Origin of the sequence: Cyclobacterium sp. SYSU L10401, from assembly GCF_010993705.1 — a bacterium.
GTDB lineage: Bacteria > Bacteroidota > Bacteroidia > Cytophagales > Cyclobacteriaceae > Cyclobacterium.
On record NZ_WOFO01000011.1, the window covers coordinates 129,467 to 147,391 of the forward strand.

Below are 17,925 nucleotides of genomic sequence, written 5' to 3' on the forward strand. Positions count from 1 at the left end.
GCTGACCATGGCCCAGGCAACTACCCCAACATCCCGTAATCATGCCATCGATGTGTTTCGTGCCCTTACCATGATGCTCATGATTTTCGTAAATGACTTGTGGACATTGAGGGATGTGCCCGAATGGCTGAAACATGTACCCGCTGAGGTGGATGGGATGGGTTTGTCGGATGTGGTTTTTCCTGCTTTTCTTTTTATTGTAGGTTTATCTATTCCACTGGCCATCGAAAACCGTTGGAAAAAGGGCAGTTCCAGTCAGGAGATTTTGTTTCATGTTTTGTCCAGATCCCTGGCACTATTGATCATGGGCGTTTTCCATGTCAACCTGGAAAACTATCAGCAGGAGGCAGCCCTTTTGCCAAAGGCCGTCTGGCAGATTTTGCTCACCCTGTCCTTTTTTCTGATATGGTTGGATTATTCAAAATCCAATCGTAAAAACAGAAATGTGCTGACAAAAGCTCTGGGCTGGTTCATACTGGTTTTTCTGGCTTTGGTTTATAAAGGAGGGGATGCCGCTGACCCCAAATGGATGGATGTTTACTGGTGGGGCATTTTGGGATTGATCGGTTGGGCTTACCTGATCGCTTCTCTGGTTTATATCGCCAGCAAGGGAAACAGGAACTGGATTTGGCTGGCTTTTTTGGCTTGCATGGTCTTTAGCTCCCTTGCAAAATTGGGAATGCTTGATTTCCTAAGTGGTATTAAACCCTATTTTTGGTTAATTGACGATGGTGCCACCCCAGCTCTGGCCATCTCCGGTATGCTGCTTAGCCTTTATTATCGTACTTACTTTAAATCCGGTGGCCAGGCCCGGTTTTGGATCATTTGGGCATTGCTGTCAGTTTCCGGCCTGATTTTAGGCTTTATCAGCCGACCGCTTTGGGGGATCCATAAAATAGGATCCTCTCCCTCCTGGGTTTTGATTTGCATCAGCATCAGTATACTTACCTTTGGGTTATTGATTTGGCTGGTGGAAATAAAGAAACATAAGGACTGGTTCAAATGGATAAAGCCTGCAGGCACAAGTACCCTTACCTGTTACTTATTGCCCTATATCCATTACGGTCTCCTGTCACTCAGCGGCTGGGTGTTGCCCCTGTTTTTCCGAACAGGCTTGTTGGGATTGTTTAAATCCATGCTTTATGCCCTGGTCATTATCCTGATTACCGGCTTACTTGAAAAGAAAAACCTCCGTTTAAAAATCTAAATTGATACCAAAACTCAATCTATCATGAAAAATTTACCTTCGAAAACCTTGGTGTTTTGCGCCATCCTGCTTATCCAGCTGGTAGTATTTCGGGGATGGTCCCAACAAATTTCATTCACCGATCTTCCTGTGCGAGGTTTTGCCATTGCTGCTCCTCAAAAAGATGGGGTAGATAGGTTTGTAAAATTTATGGATGATGAATTGACTCCCAGAGGCGTAAATGTGCTGGTATTGCGGGTGGATTTCAATTATGCCTATGAAAGCCATCCGGAGTTGAGAAATGAGGAGGTCTTATCCAAATCTGACGTCAAAAAAATAGTATCGAGTGCTTCCCGGCATGGGATTAAACTCGTTCCCCAAATCAATTTGCTTGGTCACCAATCCTGGGCTTCATCGCTGGGCAATTTATTGAAGGAGTATCCCGAATTTGATGAAACACCCCATGTAGCCATTCCGGAGAATTATGAATGGCCAAATGAGGATGGATTATACTGCAAGAGCTATTGCCCCTTACACCCGGAGGTACATGGAGTAGTTTTTGATTTGGTCGACGAAATTTTGACGGTATTTGAAGCGGATGACTTTCATGCCGGCATGGATGAGGTCTTTTACATAGGGGATGACCAATGTCCCCGGTGTGGCGGCAGGGATAAAGCCGAACTATTTGCAGGAGAGGTAAGTAAGATCAGGAATCACCTGAAAATGCAGGATAAAAGACTCTGGATTTGGGGTGACCGGCTGATCGATGGAAAAACCACCGGGATCGGCATGTGGGAAGCCAGCATGAACAATACCCACAGGGCCATTGACATGATTCCCAAGGATGTGGTTATCTGTGACTGGCACTACGAAAGGCCTGACCAGACTCCTGTCATGTTTGCCATGAAGGGCTTTGATGTGATCAGCTGCTCCTGGCGAAAGCCTGAGGTAGGAGTAGGGCAGAAAGAGGATATGATTCGCTACAGAACCCACCAAACCAGGGAAATGAGAGAGAGGTTTAAAGGGGTAATGCTTACCGTCTGGTCTGGAGCGGACGCTTTCTTAGATGGCTTTGAGAGCTATGTGCAGGCAGATAATAAAGAAAAAATGGATGAAGTGGAGGAGCCTTGGGTGACCTTCGTCCGGATGTTTGATGAAAAGGCCTCTAAATAAAATAATAACCTTCAAGATTCAAGGATTTCTGCTAACAAGACACAAATGACCAGGTACCAATCATTGGATGTTTTAAGGGGGCTGACAGTGGCTTTGATGATCATTGTCAATACCCCGGGAGACTGGAGCACCAACTTTTCACCCCTGCTGCATGCTTCCTGGCACGGTCTGACCATTACCGATTTGGTATTTCCATCCTTTTTGTTTGTGGTGGGAAATGCCATGAGCTTTAGCCTTTCAAAACTTCAGGATAAGGGACCGGGAAAGTATTTTCAAAAGGTGATGAAACGAACCATCATTATTTTTGGAATAGGTCTTTTACTTACGGCTTTCCCCTTTTTCAGGCTATCGGATGCAGGAATCATTCCTTTTGATTTCACTAAAATCAGGGTTTTAGGCGTGTTACAAAGAATTGCCTTGTGTTATGGTATAGCAGCCACCTTGATTTATTTCTTTAAACTTAAAGGAAGCCTGATCATCGGTGCATGCATGTTGATAGGCTATTGGTTCCTGATGTATTTTTTTGGAGCTCCGGGAGCAGATCCCTATGCATTGGAAGGCAATGCAGCCAGGAAGTTGGATCTTTGGTTGATCGGTACGGCCAACCTGTATAGGGGAGAGGGTATTCCATTCGATCCTGAAGGTGTTTTGAGCACCATTCCGGCTGTGGTCAATGTGCTTTTGGGCTATGCCATCGGTGTATGGGTACAAAGAGAGGGGGGTAAAGTAAAAACTGTTTTCACCTTACTTCTTATGGCCTCAGGGCTATTATTCCTCGGGTACCTATGGGATGTTTGGTTTCCCATCAATAAAAAAATCTGGACGAGTTCTTTTGTACTGGTTAGTGTCGGATATGCTACTATCCTGTTGGCTTGCCTCATGTATGTGCTGGAAGTTTTAAAGTGGAAAAAGTGGGCCTATTTTTTCGAGGTATTCGGGAAAAATCCCCTCATTTTATATGTGCTTTCCGGCGTATTGGTTCGCATCATGCTGATGGTAAAGGTGGGAGATCAGGCTTTTAAATCCTGGGCCTACCAGGGGCTTTTCGTACCGTATTTTCCGCCCAAAGCCGCAAGTTTGGTTTTTGCGATTTGTTTCATGTTGCTCATTTGGCTGGTAGGCTGGTGGATGGATAAAAATAAATGGTATATTAAGGTTTGATTATAAAACTTTATGAGGGAGTTAGGTAGTTTGGCATGATTATTACCTTGTATTCTGTGTGAAAAACCCTTTACATGCTGTCTATGAAAAAGAAAAACAAAGAAGACCTGCAATCCCTTTTGGTGGTCGGGGGAACCTTACTGGGATCATTTTTGATCAAAAGAGCCCTGGAAAACTCCTGGGAAAAAGCGACCGGCAAGGAACCTCCTACCAATTCCTATGACCCGAAGAATTCTCTCAGTGAAGTATTGGCCTGGACCATTACCACCGGGCTTATTGTCAGTGTTTCGAAGGTGTTTCTTAAATGGGGGCTTGCCAAAGGCTCAGCTAAGGTTTTGTAGCCGGCTGGCTGGTCGACACTACTATTGCAATTATCCGCTTTTTATTTTAAATTTATGAGGTATAATCGATGGATTGACATTTGAATCCGGGTTTGGGTGGTAGTATGATCAGGGTAAGACGAACCAGGACAAGTCGTTCAATCCCCATAAACTACCCATCTATGAAGCCTGCAAGCCATGCCCTATCCTTCTTGCTGTTCTTTTTTCTTTTGAATTCCCTTCATGCGCAGCAAATAGAAATTCCAGAGCCTGATTTCTCAGGAATCATCTTGCTTGTCAGAGACCAGCTATCAGGGGAGCAATTGGAAAAGCAAAAAGCCTCTTCCGGGTCAAAAGCCAGCGTAGGAGCGGCATTATTTGGCGTCGCCAAAGCGAAAGGAATGAATTTTGTCAACGGAGCTAAAAGTCCTGTCAGAATGAATCAGACCAATAGCATCAGGTTAATTGTTAAAGCCAATGATAACCTCCGGGATCCGGTGGAGGTGATCAACCTTTTTTCCCTGGAACCTGATCCGGATAAAGACAGAAGAATGATCGTTACCGGAACTGTGAATTTTAATAAATCCACTGCAGCAGCTATTGAATTCCTACCCTTTCGCGCAGCAAAATATCAAAGCAGTTCGTACCTGCTGGAAATACCTTCATTACCCCCGGGAGAATATGCATTGACTTTGGATGGTACCCGGGATGTTTTCAATATGTTTGGCGTTGATCCTGAATAGAAGCAGGTCTTTCCTGATTGGAGCCAATGAGCCCGGCTGAGATGGTCCTGACAGGAAATCACAGCCTGTTAAATGGGGATTATTTAATTTCATACCTGAAAAAGAACCTGTTTCAGAGTGCTGCCTGAAGGTTTTAAACTGCGCTTTCAGGTTGCAGGAAGCTGGCTTTTGAATCCACATTTTTTTACCAGAACAATCACCTATAATTTACATTTGCAAGGCGGGGATATTTTCTACCTTTGCATAAATAAAAATGCTTTTATGAGATACCAACCAGCTTCCGCCTCCCTTTACAAGAAAAACAGAAATAAGGTCATAGAGCGGCTTCCTTCCAAATCCATTGCCGTTTTTCACTCCAACGATATCCTGCCCACCAATGCAGATGGCACCATGCGGTTCAGGCAGAACAACGACCTGCTTTACCTTTGCGGCATTGATCAGGAAGAAACCATTTTGGTGATTTGTCCGGATTACCCTGAGCCATCTATGCGGGAGATGCTTTTTATCAAACCTACCAGTGAGCAAATAGCCATCTGGGAGGGTCATAAGTTCACCCAGGAGGAAGCTAAAGCCCTTTCAGGAATTACTAATATCAAATGGACCACGGATTTTGAATTGATTTTTCAATCTTTAATGACTTTGAGTAAGCATGTTTTTCTGAATACCAATGAGCACCTCAGGGCCGATGTTAAGGTGCAAACCAGGGATGCACGTTTCATTAAGGATTGCAAAGAAAAATTCCCCCTGCACCAGTATCACCGGGTGGCGCCGATGATGCATAAATTTCGTTCTGTTAAAGAGCCTGAAGAAATCATACAATTGCAGAAAGCTTGTGATATCACCGAAAGTGGTTTCAGACGGGTATTGTCCTTTGTCAAACCTGCTGTCCTGGAGTATGAGATAGAAGCAGAGTACCTACACGAATTTGTAAAACAGGGTAGCAGGGGATTTGCCTATGAGCCCATCATTGCCTCAGGAAAAAATGCCTGTGTACTTCATTACATCCAAAACAATGGTCCTTGCCAGGACGGAGATCTGATACTTTTTGATGTCGGGGCAGAATATGGCAATTATAATGCGGATATGAGCAGGTCTATTCCTGTGAACGGTCGGTTTTCCAAAAGGCAGCGGCAAGTCTATGATGCGGTGTTGAGGGTTCAGCGTGAGGCCATGAACCTGTTACGACCGGGGATTTCCATTCAGGCATATCACAAAGAGATTGGCCTGATCATGCAGGCAGAACTGGTAAGCCTGGGATTGATAGACCAGACAGATATCAAAAATCAAGATCCTGAAAAACCTGCCTACAGAAAATATTTCATGCATGGGACTTCCCACCACCTGGGCCTGGATGTGCATGATGTAGGTACCATGCATGATCCGATTCAAGCAGGGATGGTTTTTACGGTGGAACCAGGGATTTATATTTTAGAGGAAGGTTTGGGAATAAGGTTGGAAAACAACATTGTCATCGAAGAAAACGGGTATCGCGACCTGATGAAAAATATTCCGATTGATCCGGAGGAAATCGAAACCCTGATGAACGAATAATTGAGCCCTTACGGAGATGAGTTCGATCAAGGATAAGGACCATTCTTTACCAGATGCAAGCGCATGGAAAGGAAAATTGCAAAGCAGTGCTTTGGCAGTGGTTCAGGAAAAAATGGATGATTTGAATTCCCAGTTGGCTGCACTACAGGAAGCCAGCCGATCAGAAACTAAAAGTAGTGCTGGGGATAAATATGAAACGGGAAGGGAAAGCATCAACCAAAGCAGAAATATGCTGGAAAAACAGTGGGCCTTGGTGAAGCAATGGGATGGTTTGTTGAGGAAAATTGGAAACAAACCTCAAACGGAGGTGGGTGAGGGGGCACTGATTGAATTAAACCTGGGCTGGATCTGGGTGGCTGTTTCATTGGGGAAACTTGAGCTGGAGGGCAGGGAGATCCAGCTGGTATCGGTCAACTCCCCATTGATTCAAACCCTGATTGGAAAAAAAAGGGGGGACATGTCAAATTTTCGTGGTCAGGAAATCAAAATCCTTGATGTTTGGTAGGATTTTAAGTTGGAATTAATTTTTCCGTGGATTATTCTTTTATTTAGATTTTTACAGTCTTTTTGGCATGCAGTTTGGACTTTTTCTTACCGAATTTAAAGCAGTTCAATATTTTAAGTGTTCTTTCCATCAGCAGATGGATAAGAACCAAATATTAAACTAAAAAAAAATAATTGTCATGAATATTTTAGAGAGATTAAATCGAATCAAGTCAATATCAGGTCTGGTAACAGCCTTGATCTTGCTGATCCTGTTTTCTCCCTTACAAGCACAACAAAAAGGAGAAAGCTTGTCAGAAAGTGAACTGGAGAGATTGGAAGATAGAAACATGAATTACCTGATCCAGATCAATGAGATCGTAAAGAATTACCCTGCTTTTTCCTATTCTTATAAAATGGATGATGGAAAACTTCAGGATGTAGTGGTCACAGGAGTGGACAATGACATGGATCGAAAAAAATTAGAGGTAGTCTTATTTGACCTGAAAAGCAACAGGAACAAAATGAAAACAACTGCCAATCGGATGGGCGTTTTCTATTCTGTGGATGAAGAAGCGGAATTCAAAGGTGGTGAGGAGGCACTGAAAACCAGTGTTCTGAGCAATTTGGAGTATCCGCACGAGGCCAAAAACTGGGGGCTGGAAGGCACCATCTTTATCAAGTTTGTGGTCGATGAAAATGGATCCATACCTTTTGCTACTACCTCCAGCAATATCGATACTTCTGTAGAAATGTATTTGGAGGACCTGGAGCAGCAAGCCATAAGTGCGCTGAAAGCAACTTCCGGAGATTGGGAGCCTGCAGCCATTGACAATGTGCAGGTAGCCTCTCTTTCGGTATTACCCATCACCTTTGATTTTGAAAAGAACCCAACCTTGCCATCCCTTATCAGGTAAGGCATCAAGGTTTGGATATTCTAATTCAGACCGGGCAGATCCCTTTGCCCGGTTTTTTTTTGTTCTAGGGCAAGTCTGCCTCAGGGATGGATGTGGCGTTTAACGGAAAGCCAACGGTTTTCATTAGAGAAAAAACTGAAATTTCCTTATTTTAGCCTTATGGAAAAAGAAGAGCAACCCAAAAATCCGCTACATGGGATCAGATTGGTAGATATATTGGAGTATTTGCTGGATGCCTATGGCTGGAAAGCATTGGGAGATCAAATTCCTATCCGGTGTTTTACCAATAATCCCTCGATCAAATCCAGTTTGACATTTTTGAGGAAAACACCCTGGGCGAGAAGTAAAGTGGAGGAATTGTATTTGCAATCTAAAAGCAGGGAGAAACCCTGATCATCCAATAAACTGAAAAAAAGCATTTTGATTTGTACATTAAGACCTCCAAAGGAAATTTTTCCTTTTTTGATTGCCTTAAACCGGGCTGAGTAAGTATATAAAAGAAGGGAATATTTATTCAGATCCATGTATATTGCCAGGATAATCATTTCACCAAATTAAATAACTCGAAATAACCATGAAAATACCAAAAAAGGAAAAGCAGGATTCGGGCAGGCGTTCATTTATTAAAAATGCCGCCATAGCCTCCTCCATAATTTTTGTTCCCAGGCATGTGCTCGGAGGCGTAGGTTTCACTGCCCCCAGTGATCAGTTGAACCTGGCTGCCATCGGTGCAGGTGGCAAGGGAGCCAGTGATATCAAAAATGCATCCGTCAATGGAAGAGAGCGGGTAGTAGCCCTCTGCGATGTAGACTTTTCAGGCTCAGCATCCCGATCGGTAGAAAATTTCCCCAATGCAAAACGCTACCATGATTACCGGGAGATGTTGGATAAGGAAAAAGACATTGATGCGGTAACCATATCTACCCCTGATCATGTTCATGGTCCGGCCGCCGCCTATGCCATGGAGCGGGGCAAACATGTGTACGTTCAAAAACCCATGACCCATAATATCAGGGAAGCCAGAATGCTTACCGAGATGGCAAGAACGCATAAGATCGTGAGTCAAATGGGTAATCAGGGAGGCTCTAATCCTTTACTGGATATGGTGCAAAACTGGATTGATGAGGATAAAATCGGGAAGGTGGCCAAAGTGCAGGTCTGGACCAACCGCCCTGTCTGGCCTCAGGGTATACCCTTTCCAGAGCCTGAGCCCTCCAAAAAGCCAGATGACCTGCATTGGGATCTCTGGTTAGGCCCCTCCGAATATATTCCCTACACGCCAAACCTTCACCCATTTAACTGGAGAGGCTGGTGGGACTATGGAACCGGAGCTTTGGGAGATGTGGGATGTCACTTGATTGATATTCCTTTCCGAACGCTGGGATTGAAGTATCCTACTGATGCGGAATGTAGTGTAGCCTCTATATACACCGATATGTGGACGGCTGATTATTATCCAAAGGGCTGTCCGCCTGCTTCATTCATTACCCTTCATTTTGATGCCACCACTAAAAGCAAGGCTCCGATAGAGATGACCTGGAGTGATGGTGGAATCCGGCCTTCCCACCCCGATATTATTCCTGCAGATGATGATATTGGAGGAAAAAATAGTGCTAACGGAGTATTAATTATTGGAGAAAAAGGAATCATTTCCACCAACATCAATGATAGCTCCCCCTTGATGCCTAAACTTTACCTGAACGACGGCACCACAGAATTTGGTCCGGAGGTCGAGGATAATGAAGAGCCGGAATACGGCCACCAGCGCAAGTGGGTGGATGCTTGTAAAGCCGGATACAACAGTGCCGAACATAAGGGACTTACCTCTTCATTTGATTATGCCGGGCCTATGACTGAAACAGTTTTAATGGGTAATCTGGCTATCCGAAGCTACATGTTGAGAAGAGAAAACAGCAATGGACAGGCGGAATTCTTTGGCCGTAAAAAATTGCTTTGGGATGGCGAAAACATGCGCATTACCAATTTGGAAGAAGCCAACCAGTTTGTAGGAAGGACCTACAGGGAAGGTTTTAAAGTTTAACCCGAATAGGCATTAGGAATTCTATTGCAGATTGAAATTACTTCAAAATCAGTCAATCGTTGCGGTTTTCAGCTTCGCCTTAGCGGCGCTAGTTTTCAAACTGCCTGATTTTCTTGCATTTTCATCCTTCGTGATGAAACCTAATTCATAATTCGGGTTTAACCTCCTATCCAGAGAATAAAAAAAAACTCCACCGGTAAAAAATTGGTGGAGTTTTTTTTATTCCTTAGCCAATGATTGGTAGAGGACGTCGAAAAAAGCAGGTTATAATTCGGATCAGGCCTGCCAGTCTTCAAAAACAGGTCGGGAACCATCAGCGTGTAAGCAGTGGATGCCGGGGTCTTCTGCCTTGAAGAGGATGATTCCTTCTTTCAGTCTTTGGCTCTGACCAAAATAAAAAGGACCAAAATAGGCTGCATTTCCGGGTCCGTTGCATTTACTAGACAAATTTGGGGTCAGGATGCTGAAAGGGAGCCCGGTATGGCCTTCTCAATAAGCGGGTGGCTTCCGCATCATCCCGGACAATCATTTTTTCAGGGTCATAGGCCAAGGGGCGACCCAATTCCATGGAGATATTTGCCAGTATGCAACTGGCGGTAGAAATATGTCCTTCTTCTATATCTGCTACCGGACGGCCTCCCTGTTCGATGGCCTGGAGGAAATCCCTCATGTGGTCCCTGGTGGCGGGTGCTGCATGGAGCTCAATGTCTTTTTCATTGAGATCTTCGGGATATTTTTCCCGCTCATAGACCACATCTCCCTTGATGGGTTCACCGCCACCCTGAGGAATAAACTCATACTTCATGACAGAAGCCTTGAGTGTTCCTTTGTCTCCATAAATCTTATAGGCCCAGGGATATTCTGGGTCCTGAGCGGTACCCCAGGACCGGTGGGTCCAGACACAATCCAGTTCATCGTAATGGAAAGTAGCCGTTTGGGTATCGGCAATGGTAGACTTTCCTCCTTTTTGGACATATATGCCACCGGTAGCAAAAACACTTTTTGGCCATCCCAGTCCTAAGGTCCACCTGACAGCATCAAACATGTGAACACACATGTCCCCGGTGATGCCATTGCTGTATTCCATCATGGTCCGCCACCATCGCCTGTGGGGGAGCCCATCAAAGGGCCGCATCGGACCGGGCCCTATCCAAAGGTCATAGTCGAAAAAATCGGGAACAGGCTGTATTTCAGGGCTGCCATTGGCCCTCATGTGGTAGTAGCAGCACATCTCGGCATGGGATATTTTACCCAGCAAGCCCTTGTCCACAATGTTTTTCTTGGCCTCCACCAGGTGTGGGGTGCTCCTTCTTTGGGTGCCAATTTGTACTACTTTATTGTATTTTCTGGCAGCGGCCAAAATGGCTTCTCCTTCAATGACATCCACACTGATGGGTTTTTGTAAATAGACATGTGCTCCTGCCTGAATCGCATCTATGGCTTGCAAGGCATGCCAGTGGTCCGGGCTGCCTACCAATACAATGTCGAGATCATGCGCTTCGAGCATTTGCCTGTAATGGTTGTAGGTTTGGGGTGTATGGCCTGAACTTTGGCGTTGACTGACCAGTTTTGCCGCCTCATCCAATAATCTTTGATCAGGATCTGCTAAGGCTACCACCTCAACTTCTGCGACCTGGATCAACCTGAACAGGTCACTTTTGCCATACCAGCCGGTGCCGATCAGACCAACTTTATAGGCAGCTTTTCTGGCCTGCCAATCCATGGCTTGTACGCCTACGCTGCTAAGTGCCATTAATGCGGTGCCTCCTTTGATAAATTTTCTTCTGTCGATTTTAAAAGGGTTCATTGAAATAGTGAGTTTATCTGTTTTAATCAGTCAATATATAAAATTTATCCCTCAGCATATTACTTTTTGGTTTGAATAATGACTTTTCACCTGATTTTCTTTCAAAGGGCAAATTCTTGTAGTATTTTTCAGAAATACCCAATCTTCTGTTGAATAGCATCAGGTCGAGTGCATTGGTGGACATTTTAAAAGCCAATAGGGACGTTGGTCTTAAATCCCTTTATCTGAAAAGCCGGGACAATTGACCAAAACAAGGGAATCAGCTGGATGGCCTGCCGGTTGGCGAAAGTTTAACCTGGACTATGCATTGGGAATCGTAACAGACAGGCTAATGCATACTTCGCGTTCAAAAAGGTTAACTTGCTGGCAAGGCTTGAGGCGCAGATAAAGAATAAAAATAAATGGTGTAGCGAACAAGCCAGAACAGGCATCCCTTATCCATAGCTTTAGGTTGATTTATTATAAACAGGGAATAAATTGTCAGATTGAAAACTCATCATATATGGCGTCCGGGAAAATTAAACCCATTTTAATTTTATCATTGATAGGCCTGCTCACCCAGGGCTGTCTGGAAAACAATTTGGGCCTGTTTCAGCAATCACTGGATATAGGAAATCCAGCCATTCAAGGAAGTTCCAGCTATGATCAGATGGAGCGAAAATATACCTTGAAAGGTTCCGGTTATAACATTTGGTTTGAAAGGGATGAGTTTCATTACCTTTTCAGAGCGGAACGGGGGGATTTTGTTATCAAGACTGAGCTGGGTTTTACCGGCGAAGGGAAGGATCCCCACCGGAAAATTGGCATCATGGTCAGGGAAGATGTTGCTGATAATGCGGCGCATATCTCTGGCACCCTTCATGGAGATGGACTTACCGTATTGCAATGGAGAACAAAAAAGGGAATGCCCATGCGGGATCCGGAAGATGAAATATTTGCCCCTGAAAGCCATTACCAATTTCTTATGCTGGAGCGGAAGGGGAATGAATTCATCCTGAAAGGTGCCCTTGAAAAGGAGGGAGAATATCAGCTCATTGGTGCGCAAACCATGCCGGACATGGATAAAAAAGTATTCCTGGGCATATTTATCTGTTCCCATGAGCCTCAAACACTGGAAGAAGCCTGGTTTGCCAACGTAGAAATAGAATAAGCTCATCATGAATAACTGTATCAAGTTGTTGATTTTGCTATTAATGCCCCTTATCTCTCATGGACAGCGAGAGAAAAGTAACAGCGGCACTACCCCATGGAAAATGCACCGCATAGACAATACCTCCCTTGGAGCGGATGGATCTAAAATGTCAGACGTAAATGGCGATGGCAAATTGGATGTAGTTGTGGGTTGGGAAGAGGGTGGAGTTGGCAGGCTGTATTTTCAGCCGGAAAACGCGAAGGCAGCATGGCCTTTTGTGGAGGTGAAGGCTCCGGATGTGGAGGATGCCTTTGCCATAGACCTGGATGGCGATGGACGGCAGGACTTGATTACACTTTCTGAGGGCAATCACCAAAGGGTTACGGTTCATTGGGGGCCAAAAGAAGAAAGTGACATCATAAACAGCCAGGCCTGGAAATCAGCTGATTTTCCCGAGACGGTAGGTAGATCCAAATGGATGTTTGGAAGAGCAATGGATATAGATGGCAAAAATGGATTAGACCTGATAGTGGGTTCCAAAAATCCAAGCGGGACCATAGGTTGGTTGGCTTCTCCCGAAGATCCCAGAAACATGGAAGCCTGGGAGTACCATGAGATTTCGGAGGCGGGTTGGATCATGTCCATCGAATTGATAGACATGAACCATAATGGGCGAAAGGATTTGCTGATTACAGACCGGAAGGGAGACTTGCGGGGGCTAAGGTGGCTGGAAAACCCAGGCCCTGGTACCGCTGATCAACCTTGGAAAAACCATTTTATTGGCCTGCAGGAGGGGGAGCCCATGTTTATGGGTTTGTATGCAGATGAAAACAGCCATTTGCCTAATATAATTGTACCGGATTTGGTAAATGGATGGATACACTTTATAAGAGAGAAAGGAGAATGGCAGCAAGAAGTCATTCCTTATCCCGAAGGATCCGGGTACAGGGGAAAATCTGTGCGGGTGGCAGATATAGATCAGGATGGTACCAAGGACTTGCTGGCCTCCTTTGAAGGTGCGTTGGGTAAATCAGGGGTAATAGCCCTACTGGATTTCCAAAGGGCTTCCCCTGAGGTGCTGGATATCAGTGGACTGGATGGGGTGAAGTATGATTTCATAACCTTGATAGATATGGATGGAGACGGAGATCTGGATGTATTGACTTCGGAAGAAACCGCTGAGGATGGAAGCAAGAGCGGGCTGGGAGTCATCTGGTACGAAAATCCACTAAAATAAGTAAATGGCCGGTAGTATTTTTTTTGAAGGGTGTAAGGGCCTGAAAGCGTCTTTTTCCAGTAATACTGCCGGAGGCTAAAACTGAAATAAATTCAAATAAATTAAGTATAAACCAAAGATAATGATCAAAGAAGTTTATCTGGTTGCCAGTGGGGACCTGAGGTTGTCCGCCAACCGGACTTGCTGGCAGGCACAAAAGGAAATGGAGAGCAGCCTGCAAGAGGTATTGGATAGGTTAGGTGTCAAGGTCACCCGGGCACATCCTTTTGATAAAGATAAGGGGCATGGCTTTATAGACTCTCAAAAAATGGGCATGCAGGTCTTTCGGGAATTGGACCCCCATAAACCCATCATTGTGGCCGAAAGCGTGTGGCAATATTCTCACCATGTTCTCCCCGGACTTACCACTCATAAGGGTCCCATACTTACCCTGGCCAATTGGAGCGGGCAATGGCCCGGTCTGGTAGGGATGCTCAACCTCAACGGTTCCCTGACCAAAGCTGGGGTAACTTATTCTACCCTTTGGAGTAAGGATTTTACAGACGATTTTTTTCTTCATGGTCTCGGGGAGTGGTTACATTCCGGCAAAATTACCCATGATCTCAGTCATGTAAAGGACTTTGATCCTCGGCAGGCCCCTGGCAATGCGGTAGAAATAGGAGAGAGCTTTGCCCGGTCATTCAGAAAGGAAAAGGCCATCATGGGGGTTTTTGATGAAGGATGTATGGGGATGTTTAATGCCATCATACCTGATCAACTCTTGCATCTAACCGGAATTTTTAAGGAAAGGTTAAGCCAGTCCGGGCTCTATGCAGCCATGCAAACCATACAGGATGGGGAGGCGGAAGAAGTACTGAAATGGTTGCTTGAAAAGGGAGTTAGTTTTCAATGGGGGAAAGACCCTGAATCCGAATTGACCAGAGAGCAAACCCTGGAACAATGTAAGATGTACCTGGCTGCTTTAAGGCTGGCTGATGAATTTGGCTGTGATACCATCGGCATTCAATACCAGCAGGGCCTGAAGGACCTGGCAGTGGCCAGTGATCTGGCGGAAGGCCTGTTGAATACGACCGATCGTCCACCCGCCTTTACAAAAGAAGGCAGAGAAATATTACCGGGCAGGGCGCTACCTCATTTTAATGAGGTGGATGAATGCGCAGGATTGGATAGCCTGATCACCTATCGTTTATGGGAGAAACTGGGTTTATCCGGAGACAATACCCTACATGATCTCAGGTATGGAGAGGATTTTATGTTAGATGGGGAGAAGGTTTTTGTATGGGTGTTTTTGATTTCCGGAGCAGCACCTCCTTCTCATTTTATCGACGGCTATGCTGGCGCCAGTAGTGAAAGGCAACCCCCCATGTATTTTAAATTGGGGGGGGGAAGCCTGAAGGGTATAAGCAGACCCGGCCATATCGTTTGGAGTAGGGTGTTTATTATGAATGATCAGTTGCACTGCGATTTGGGCATTGGCCGGGTGGCAGCACTCCCCCCAGAAGAAACCCGGAGAAGATGGGAAATGACGACGCCTCAATGGCCGGTCATGCATGGTATTCTGGAGGGAGTAAGCCGTGACCAGATGATGGCCAGGCACAAGGCCAACCACATACAGGTAGTCTATGCTACCGATAAAGAAAAAGCCCTGGAGGCCTGTTATGCGAAAGCGGCGGCCATGAACGAATTGGGAATAAAAACAGCCCTATGTGGCCTATGATATCGGGTATAATGAGATCCGCAGACAGGGAGATGAAAAGTATGGGGAGATACTCCCCTTTTGGAATTGGGACAGCCTACCCCGGCCTTTAGTTCCTGACAAGTTTTGACCATTGAAAAGCTAATATTAAAACATGAAATCGAAACGATTAAAATCATCATTAAACACACAGGGCAATGATTATTTTAATCGTCAAAGATTCTCCCGATTTAGTATCGGGACAGGCTATGTGGCCGCTTAAAAAAAAATTATAGACACATGAAAAGTAAGAACCCGATTTCAAATTTTCTCCAGATTTTCCTGGTGTTTTTTATTGCTGCCTGCGGTAATGGAGGCGATAACGACCAATCCAATAGTGATCAGCAGGAAGCTAATAATGATATTACCGGAAATTATCACCTGCCACCAAAAGCCGAGGTGGGTGAGGGAGCTTTGGTTCATGCTGAACTGATTTATCCTTTGGATAACCGGCCCACCCCTCAGGTGCACGCTTCCACACTGGTAGAGACTCCTACCGGAATTGTGGCAGCTTTTTTTTCGGGAACCCACGAAAGGAATCCGGATGTGGGCATCAGGGTAAGTCATTTGGAAAACGGGCAATGGTCCTGGCCGGAGGAGGTAGTCAATGGCGTTCAGAACGACACTTTACGCTATCCTTGCTGGAACCCCGTATTGTTTCAACCCAAAGATGGGCCTCTCCTGTTGTTTTATAAAGTTGGACCAACCCCTAGGGACTGGTGGGGGATGTTGGTCAGCTCAGCCGATGGAGGCAAGACCTGGTCTTCACCGCAAAAATTAGGAGAAGATCCGGCCATCGGTCACCTGATAGGACCGGTAAAAAACAAACCGGAGCAGCTGGAAGACGGCACCATTATCAGTCCTTCCAGTATCGAGCTGGAACAGGACGGGGAGACCTACTGGAAAGTGCATTTTGAAATCAGTGAGGATAACGGGAAGACCTGGGAGGTAGTAGGGCCCATCAATGATGGGGTGGCATTTGATGCCATACAGCCAAGCATCCTGATACATGATGGCGGTGAATTGCAGGTGCTCTGCAGGACCAGGCAGGATGTAATTTCAGAAAGTTGGTCCCGGGATCAGGGCCGGTCCTGGTCTGAGATGGCTGCCACTTCCTTACCTAATCCAAATTCTGGTACAGATGCGGTTACCTTGCAAGATGGCAGGCATCTCCTGGTTTATAATCACAGTACCAAAGAAGGGGAAGAACCCAAGGGCAGGAACATCCTAAACCTGGCCATTTCATCAGATGGTAAAAATTGGGAACCCTTTATGACATTGGAAAACGAACCCAATAAGGCGGGTTACAGCTATCCTGCCATCATTCAAAGCAAGGATGGACGGGTACATATATCCTATACCTACAATAGGGAAACTGTCAAATATGTGGTCGTTGATCCCGAGAAGATATAAAGGGTTTTTGGATAATGGTAAGCCTGCATTACCGGTCCTATTTTTCAGCACAGATAAACTTTAAAAATGCGAATAGACTTAAAAAATAAACCCTTGAAAGGGATCATACCTCCTATGGCTACCTTGCTTCAGGATGACCATCAGTTAGACCATCAAAGTACAAGCAGGCTGATTTCTCACCTGCTAAAAGGAGGGGTTCACGGATTATTTGTTTTAGGTACCACAGGAGAATGTACCAACATTTCTTACCGCTTAAGGAAAGAATTGATTAAAGTGACCTGCAAGGAAGTTAATGGTCGCGTCCCGGTGCTTGTAGGAGTGACAGATACATCTTTTGCCGAAAGCCTTTTTCTGGCCCAGGTGGCAGCGGATGAAGGAGCCGATGCCGTGGTAGCTGCTCCGCCCTATTATTTTGGTTTGGGAGAAAGTGAACTGATTGCCTATTTCACCAAGCTGGCTGATGCGCTGCCATTGCCCCTTTACCTGTACAACATGCCTTCTCATACCAAGACCACGCTCACCCAAAAAGCCGTAGTTGCCCTTTCCGAGCATCCCAATATTCTGGGATTGAAGGATAGCTCTGGAAATGCAGTGTATTTTAATGCCATGCTTTTTGCTTTTAAAGACAGGTCAGATTTCACCTTGTTGGTGGGTCCTGAGGAAATGATGGCATCAGCGGTACTGATGGGCGGACATGGTGGAGTCAGTGGTGGTGCCAATTTGTTTCCCAGGCTTTATGTGGATTTGTATACTGCAGCGGAAAGGGGAGATTTAGAAGAAGTGGCTCGCCTGCAGCAAATGGTCATGGAAATTTCTGCTCAGGTCTATGCCCTGGGGAGCTATGGGTCCAGTTTTCTAAAAGGATTGAAAGCTGCCATGGCAATATTGGGATTGGGTACAGGATACCTGGCCTCCCCCCTGAGCTCCTTCGGAGAGGCCGAATTGAAGCAGGTGGAGAAAAATTTAAAGGAATTAGAAGCTTACAAGGTATATGCCTGAAATTAGTTGGATATTATAAAAATCACA

17 protein-coding genes are annotated in these 17,925 nt (G+C 45.4%); 15 read left to right on the forward strand and 2 right to left on the reverse strand.

Annotated elements, in window-relative coordinates; translation table 11 throughout:
* Positions 1-7: 7 nt before the first annotated feature.
* From GL182_RS20795 to GL182_RS20840, 10 genes are all read left to right on the forward strand, one after another.
* On the forward strand, positions 8-1,207 hold the full coding sequence (locus tag GL182_RS20795) for a DUF5009 domain-containing protein (protein WP_163381722.1): 1,200 nt from the start codon (positions 8-10) through the stop codon (positions 1,205-1,207).
* A 24-nt stretch (positions 1,208-1,231) separates the two neighbouring features.
* Entirely contained in the window at positions 1,232-2,359 is a 1,128-nt protein-coding gene (locus GL182_RS20800) for a family 20 glycosylhydrolase (RefSeq protein ID WP_163381723.1), read from the forward strand.
* Between the two features lie 45 nt (positions 2,360-2,404).
* Positions 2,405-3,520 carry an acyltransferase family protein gene (locus tag GL182_RS20805; RefSeq protein ID WP_163381724.1) on the forward strand — a complete coding sequence of 372 codons (1,116 nt, stop codon included), beginning with the start codon at positions 2,405-2,407 and terminating at the stop codon, positions 3,518-3,520.
* 83 nt (positions 3,521-3,603) lie between these two features.
* The gene (locus GL182_RS20810; protein ID WP_163381725.1) at positions 3,604-3,861 is read left to right on the forward strand and encodes a DUF4235 domain-containing protein; all 258 of its coding nucleotides are present in this window, start codon (positions 3,604-3,606) and stop codon (positions 3,859-3,861) included.
* Positions 3,862-4,022: 161 nt separating this feature from the next.
* Positions 4,023-4,583 (forward strand): hypothetical protein, encoded by a 561-nt coding sequence (locus GL182_RS20815; RefSeq protein ID WP_163381726.1) that lies wholly within the window; start codon positions 4,023-4,025, stop codon positions 4,581-4,583.
* 261 nt (positions 4,584-4,844) lie between these two features.
* Entirely contained in the window at positions 4,845-6,134 is a 1,290-nt protein-coding gene (locus GL182_RS20820) for an aminopeptidase P family protein (protein ID WP_163381727.1), read from the forward strand.
* A gap of 16 nt (positions 6,135-6,150) precedes the next feature.
* Complete coding sequence (locus GL182_RS20825) at positions 6,151-6,639, forward strand: hypothetical protein (RefSeq protein WP_163381728.1); 489 nt, start codon at positions 6,151-6,153, stop codon at positions 6,637-6,639.
* A 178-nt stretch (positions 6,640-6,817) separates the two neighbouring features.
* On the forward strand, positions 6,818-7,534 hold the full coding sequence (locus GL182_RS20830; protein ID WP_163381729.1) for an energy transducer TonB: 717 nt from the start codon (positions 6,818-6,820) through the stop codon (positions 7,532-7,534).
* A gap of 159 nt (positions 7,535-7,693) precedes the next feature.
* Positions 7,694-7,927: a VF530 family DNA-binding protein gene (locus GL182_RS20835; protein ID WP_163381730.1), complete on the forward strand. Its 234-nt coding sequence runs from the start codon at positions 7,694-7,696 to the stop codon at positions 7,925-7,927.
* A 181-nt stretch (positions 7,928-8,108) separates the two neighbouring features.
* Positions 8,109-9,575, forward strand: coding sequence for a Gfo/Idh/MocA family protein (locus tag GL182_RS20840; RefSeq protein ID WP_163381731.1), 1,467 nt, complete (start codon positions 8,109-8,111; stop codon positions 9,573-9,575).
* Positions 9,576-9,851: 276 nt separating this feature from the next.
* Here GL182_RS20840 and GL182_RS20845 read toward each other — a convergent pair whose 3' ends face one another.
* Both GL182_RS20845 and GL182_RS20850 read right to left on the reverse strand, forming a co-directional pair.
* Positions 9,852-10,022, reverse strand: a complete 171-nt coding sequence (locus GL182_RS20845; RefSeq protein ID WP_163381732.1) for a hypothetical protein — start codon at positions 10,020-10,022, stop codon at positions 9,852-9,854.
* Positions 10,015-11,382: a Gfo/Idh/MocA family protein gene (locus GL182_RS20850; protein ID WP_163381733.1), complete on the reverse strand. Its 1,368-nt coding sequence runs from the start codon at positions 11,380-11,382 to the stop codon at positions 10,015-10,017. The genes GL182_RS20845 and GL182_RS20850 overlap by 8 nt, the downstream gene beginning before the upstream one ends.
* A gap of 502 nt (positions 11,383-11,884) precedes the next feature.
* On the opposite strand from GL182_RS20850, the gene GL182_RS20855 reads away from it, so the two are divergent.
* From GL182_RS20855 to GL182_RS20875, 5 genes are all read left to right on the forward strand, one after another.
* Entirely contained in the window at positions 11,885-12,532 is a 648-nt protein-coding gene (locus GL182_RS20855) for a hypothetical protein (protein WP_163381734.1), read from the forward strand.
* A 7-nt stretch (positions 12,533-12,539) separates the two neighbouring features.
* Positions 12,540-13,751, forward strand: coding sequence for an FG-GAP repeat domain-containing protein (locus tag GL182_RS20860; RefSeq protein WP_163381735.1), 1,212 nt, complete (start codon positions 12,540-12,542; stop codon positions 13,749-13,751).
* Between the two features lie 121 nt (positions 13,752-13,872).
* Positions 13,873-15,468, forward strand: coding sequence for a fucose isomerase (locus GL182_RS20865; protein ID WP_163381736.1), 1,596 nt, complete (start codon positions 13,873-13,875; stop codon positions 15,466-15,468).
* A 258-nt stretch (positions 15,469-15,726) separates the two neighbouring features.
* Positions 15,727-16,899 (forward strand): sialidase family protein, encoded by a 1,173-nt coding sequence (locus tag GL182_RS20870; protein ID WP_163381737.1) that lies wholly within the window; start codon positions 15,727-15,729, stop codon positions 16,897-16,899.
* Positions 16,900-16,965: 66 nt separating this feature from the next.
* Entirely contained in the window at positions 16,966-17,898 is a 933-nt protein-coding gene (locus GL182_RS20875) for a dihydrodipicolinate synthase family protein (protein ID WP_163381738.1), read from the forward strand.
* The last annotated feature ends 27 nt before the right edge of the window (positions 17,899-17,925 follow it).

Bases quoted from the DNA above. Each gene is read 5' to 3' on its own strand.
- GL182_RS20860 (WP_163381735.1), top strand. From the start codon at position 12,540: ATGAATAACTGTATCAAGTTGTTGATTTTGCTATTAATGCCCCTTATC.
- GL182_RS20875 (WP_163381738.1), top strand. From the start codon at position 16,966: ATGCGAATAGACTTAAAAAATAAACCCTTGAAAGGGATCATACCTCCT.
- GL182_RS20815 (WP_163381726.1), top strand. From the start codon at position 4,023: ATGAAGCCTGCAAGCCATGCCCTATCCTTCTTGCTGTTCTTTTTTCTT.
- GL182_RS20840 (WP_163381731.1), top strand. From the start codon at position 8,109: ATGAAAATACCAAAAAAGGAAAAGCAGGATTCGGGCAGGCGTTCATTT.
- GL182_RS20870 (WP_163381737.1), top strand. From the start codon at position 15,727: ATGAAAAGTAAGAACCCGATTTCAAATTTTCTCCAGATTTTCCTGGTG.
- GL182_RS20830 (WP_163381729.1), top strand. From the start codon at position 6,818: ATGAATATTTTAGAGAGATTAAATCGAATCAAGTCAATATCAGGTCTG.
- GL182_RS20810 (WP_163381725.1), top strand. From the start codon at position 3,604: ATGAAAAAGAAAAACAAAGAAGACCTGCAATCCCTTTTGGTGGTCGGG.
- GL182_RS20865 (WP_163381736.1), top strand. From the start codon at position 13,873: ATGATCAAAGAAGTTTATCTGGTTGCCAGTGGGGACCTGAGGTTGTCC.
- GL182_RS20835 (WP_163381730.1), top strand. From the start codon at position 7,694: ATGGAAAAAGAAGAGCAACCCAAAAATCCGCTACATGGGATCAGATTG.
- GL182_RS20800 (WP_163381723.1), top strand. From the start codon at position 1,232: ATGAAAAATTTACCTTCGAAAACCTTGGTGTTTTGCGCCATCCTGCTT.
- GL182_RS20795 (WP_163381722.1), top strand. From the start codon at position 8: ATGGCCCAGGCAACTACCCCAACATCCCGTAATCATGCCATCGATGTG.
- GL182_RS20820 (WP_163381727.1), top strand. From the start codon at position 4,845: ATGAGATACCAACCAGCTTCCGCCTCCCTTTACAAGAAAAACAGAAAT.
- GL182_RS20825 (WP_163381728.1), top strand. From the start codon at position 6,151: ATGAGTTCGATCAAGGATAAGGACCATTCTTTACCAGATGCAAGCGCA.
- GL182_RS20850 (WP_163381733.1), bottom strand. From the start codon at position 11,382: ATGAACCCTTTTAAAATCGACAGAAGAAAATTTATCAAAGGAGGCACC.
- GL182_RS20855 (WP_163381734.1), top strand. From the start codon at position 11,885: ATGGCGTCCGGGAAAATTAAACCCATTTTAATTTTATCATTGATAGGC.
- GL182_RS20805 (WP_163381724.1), top strand. From the start codon at position 2,405: ATGACCAGGTACCAATCATTGGATGTTTTAAGGGGGCTGACAGTGGCT.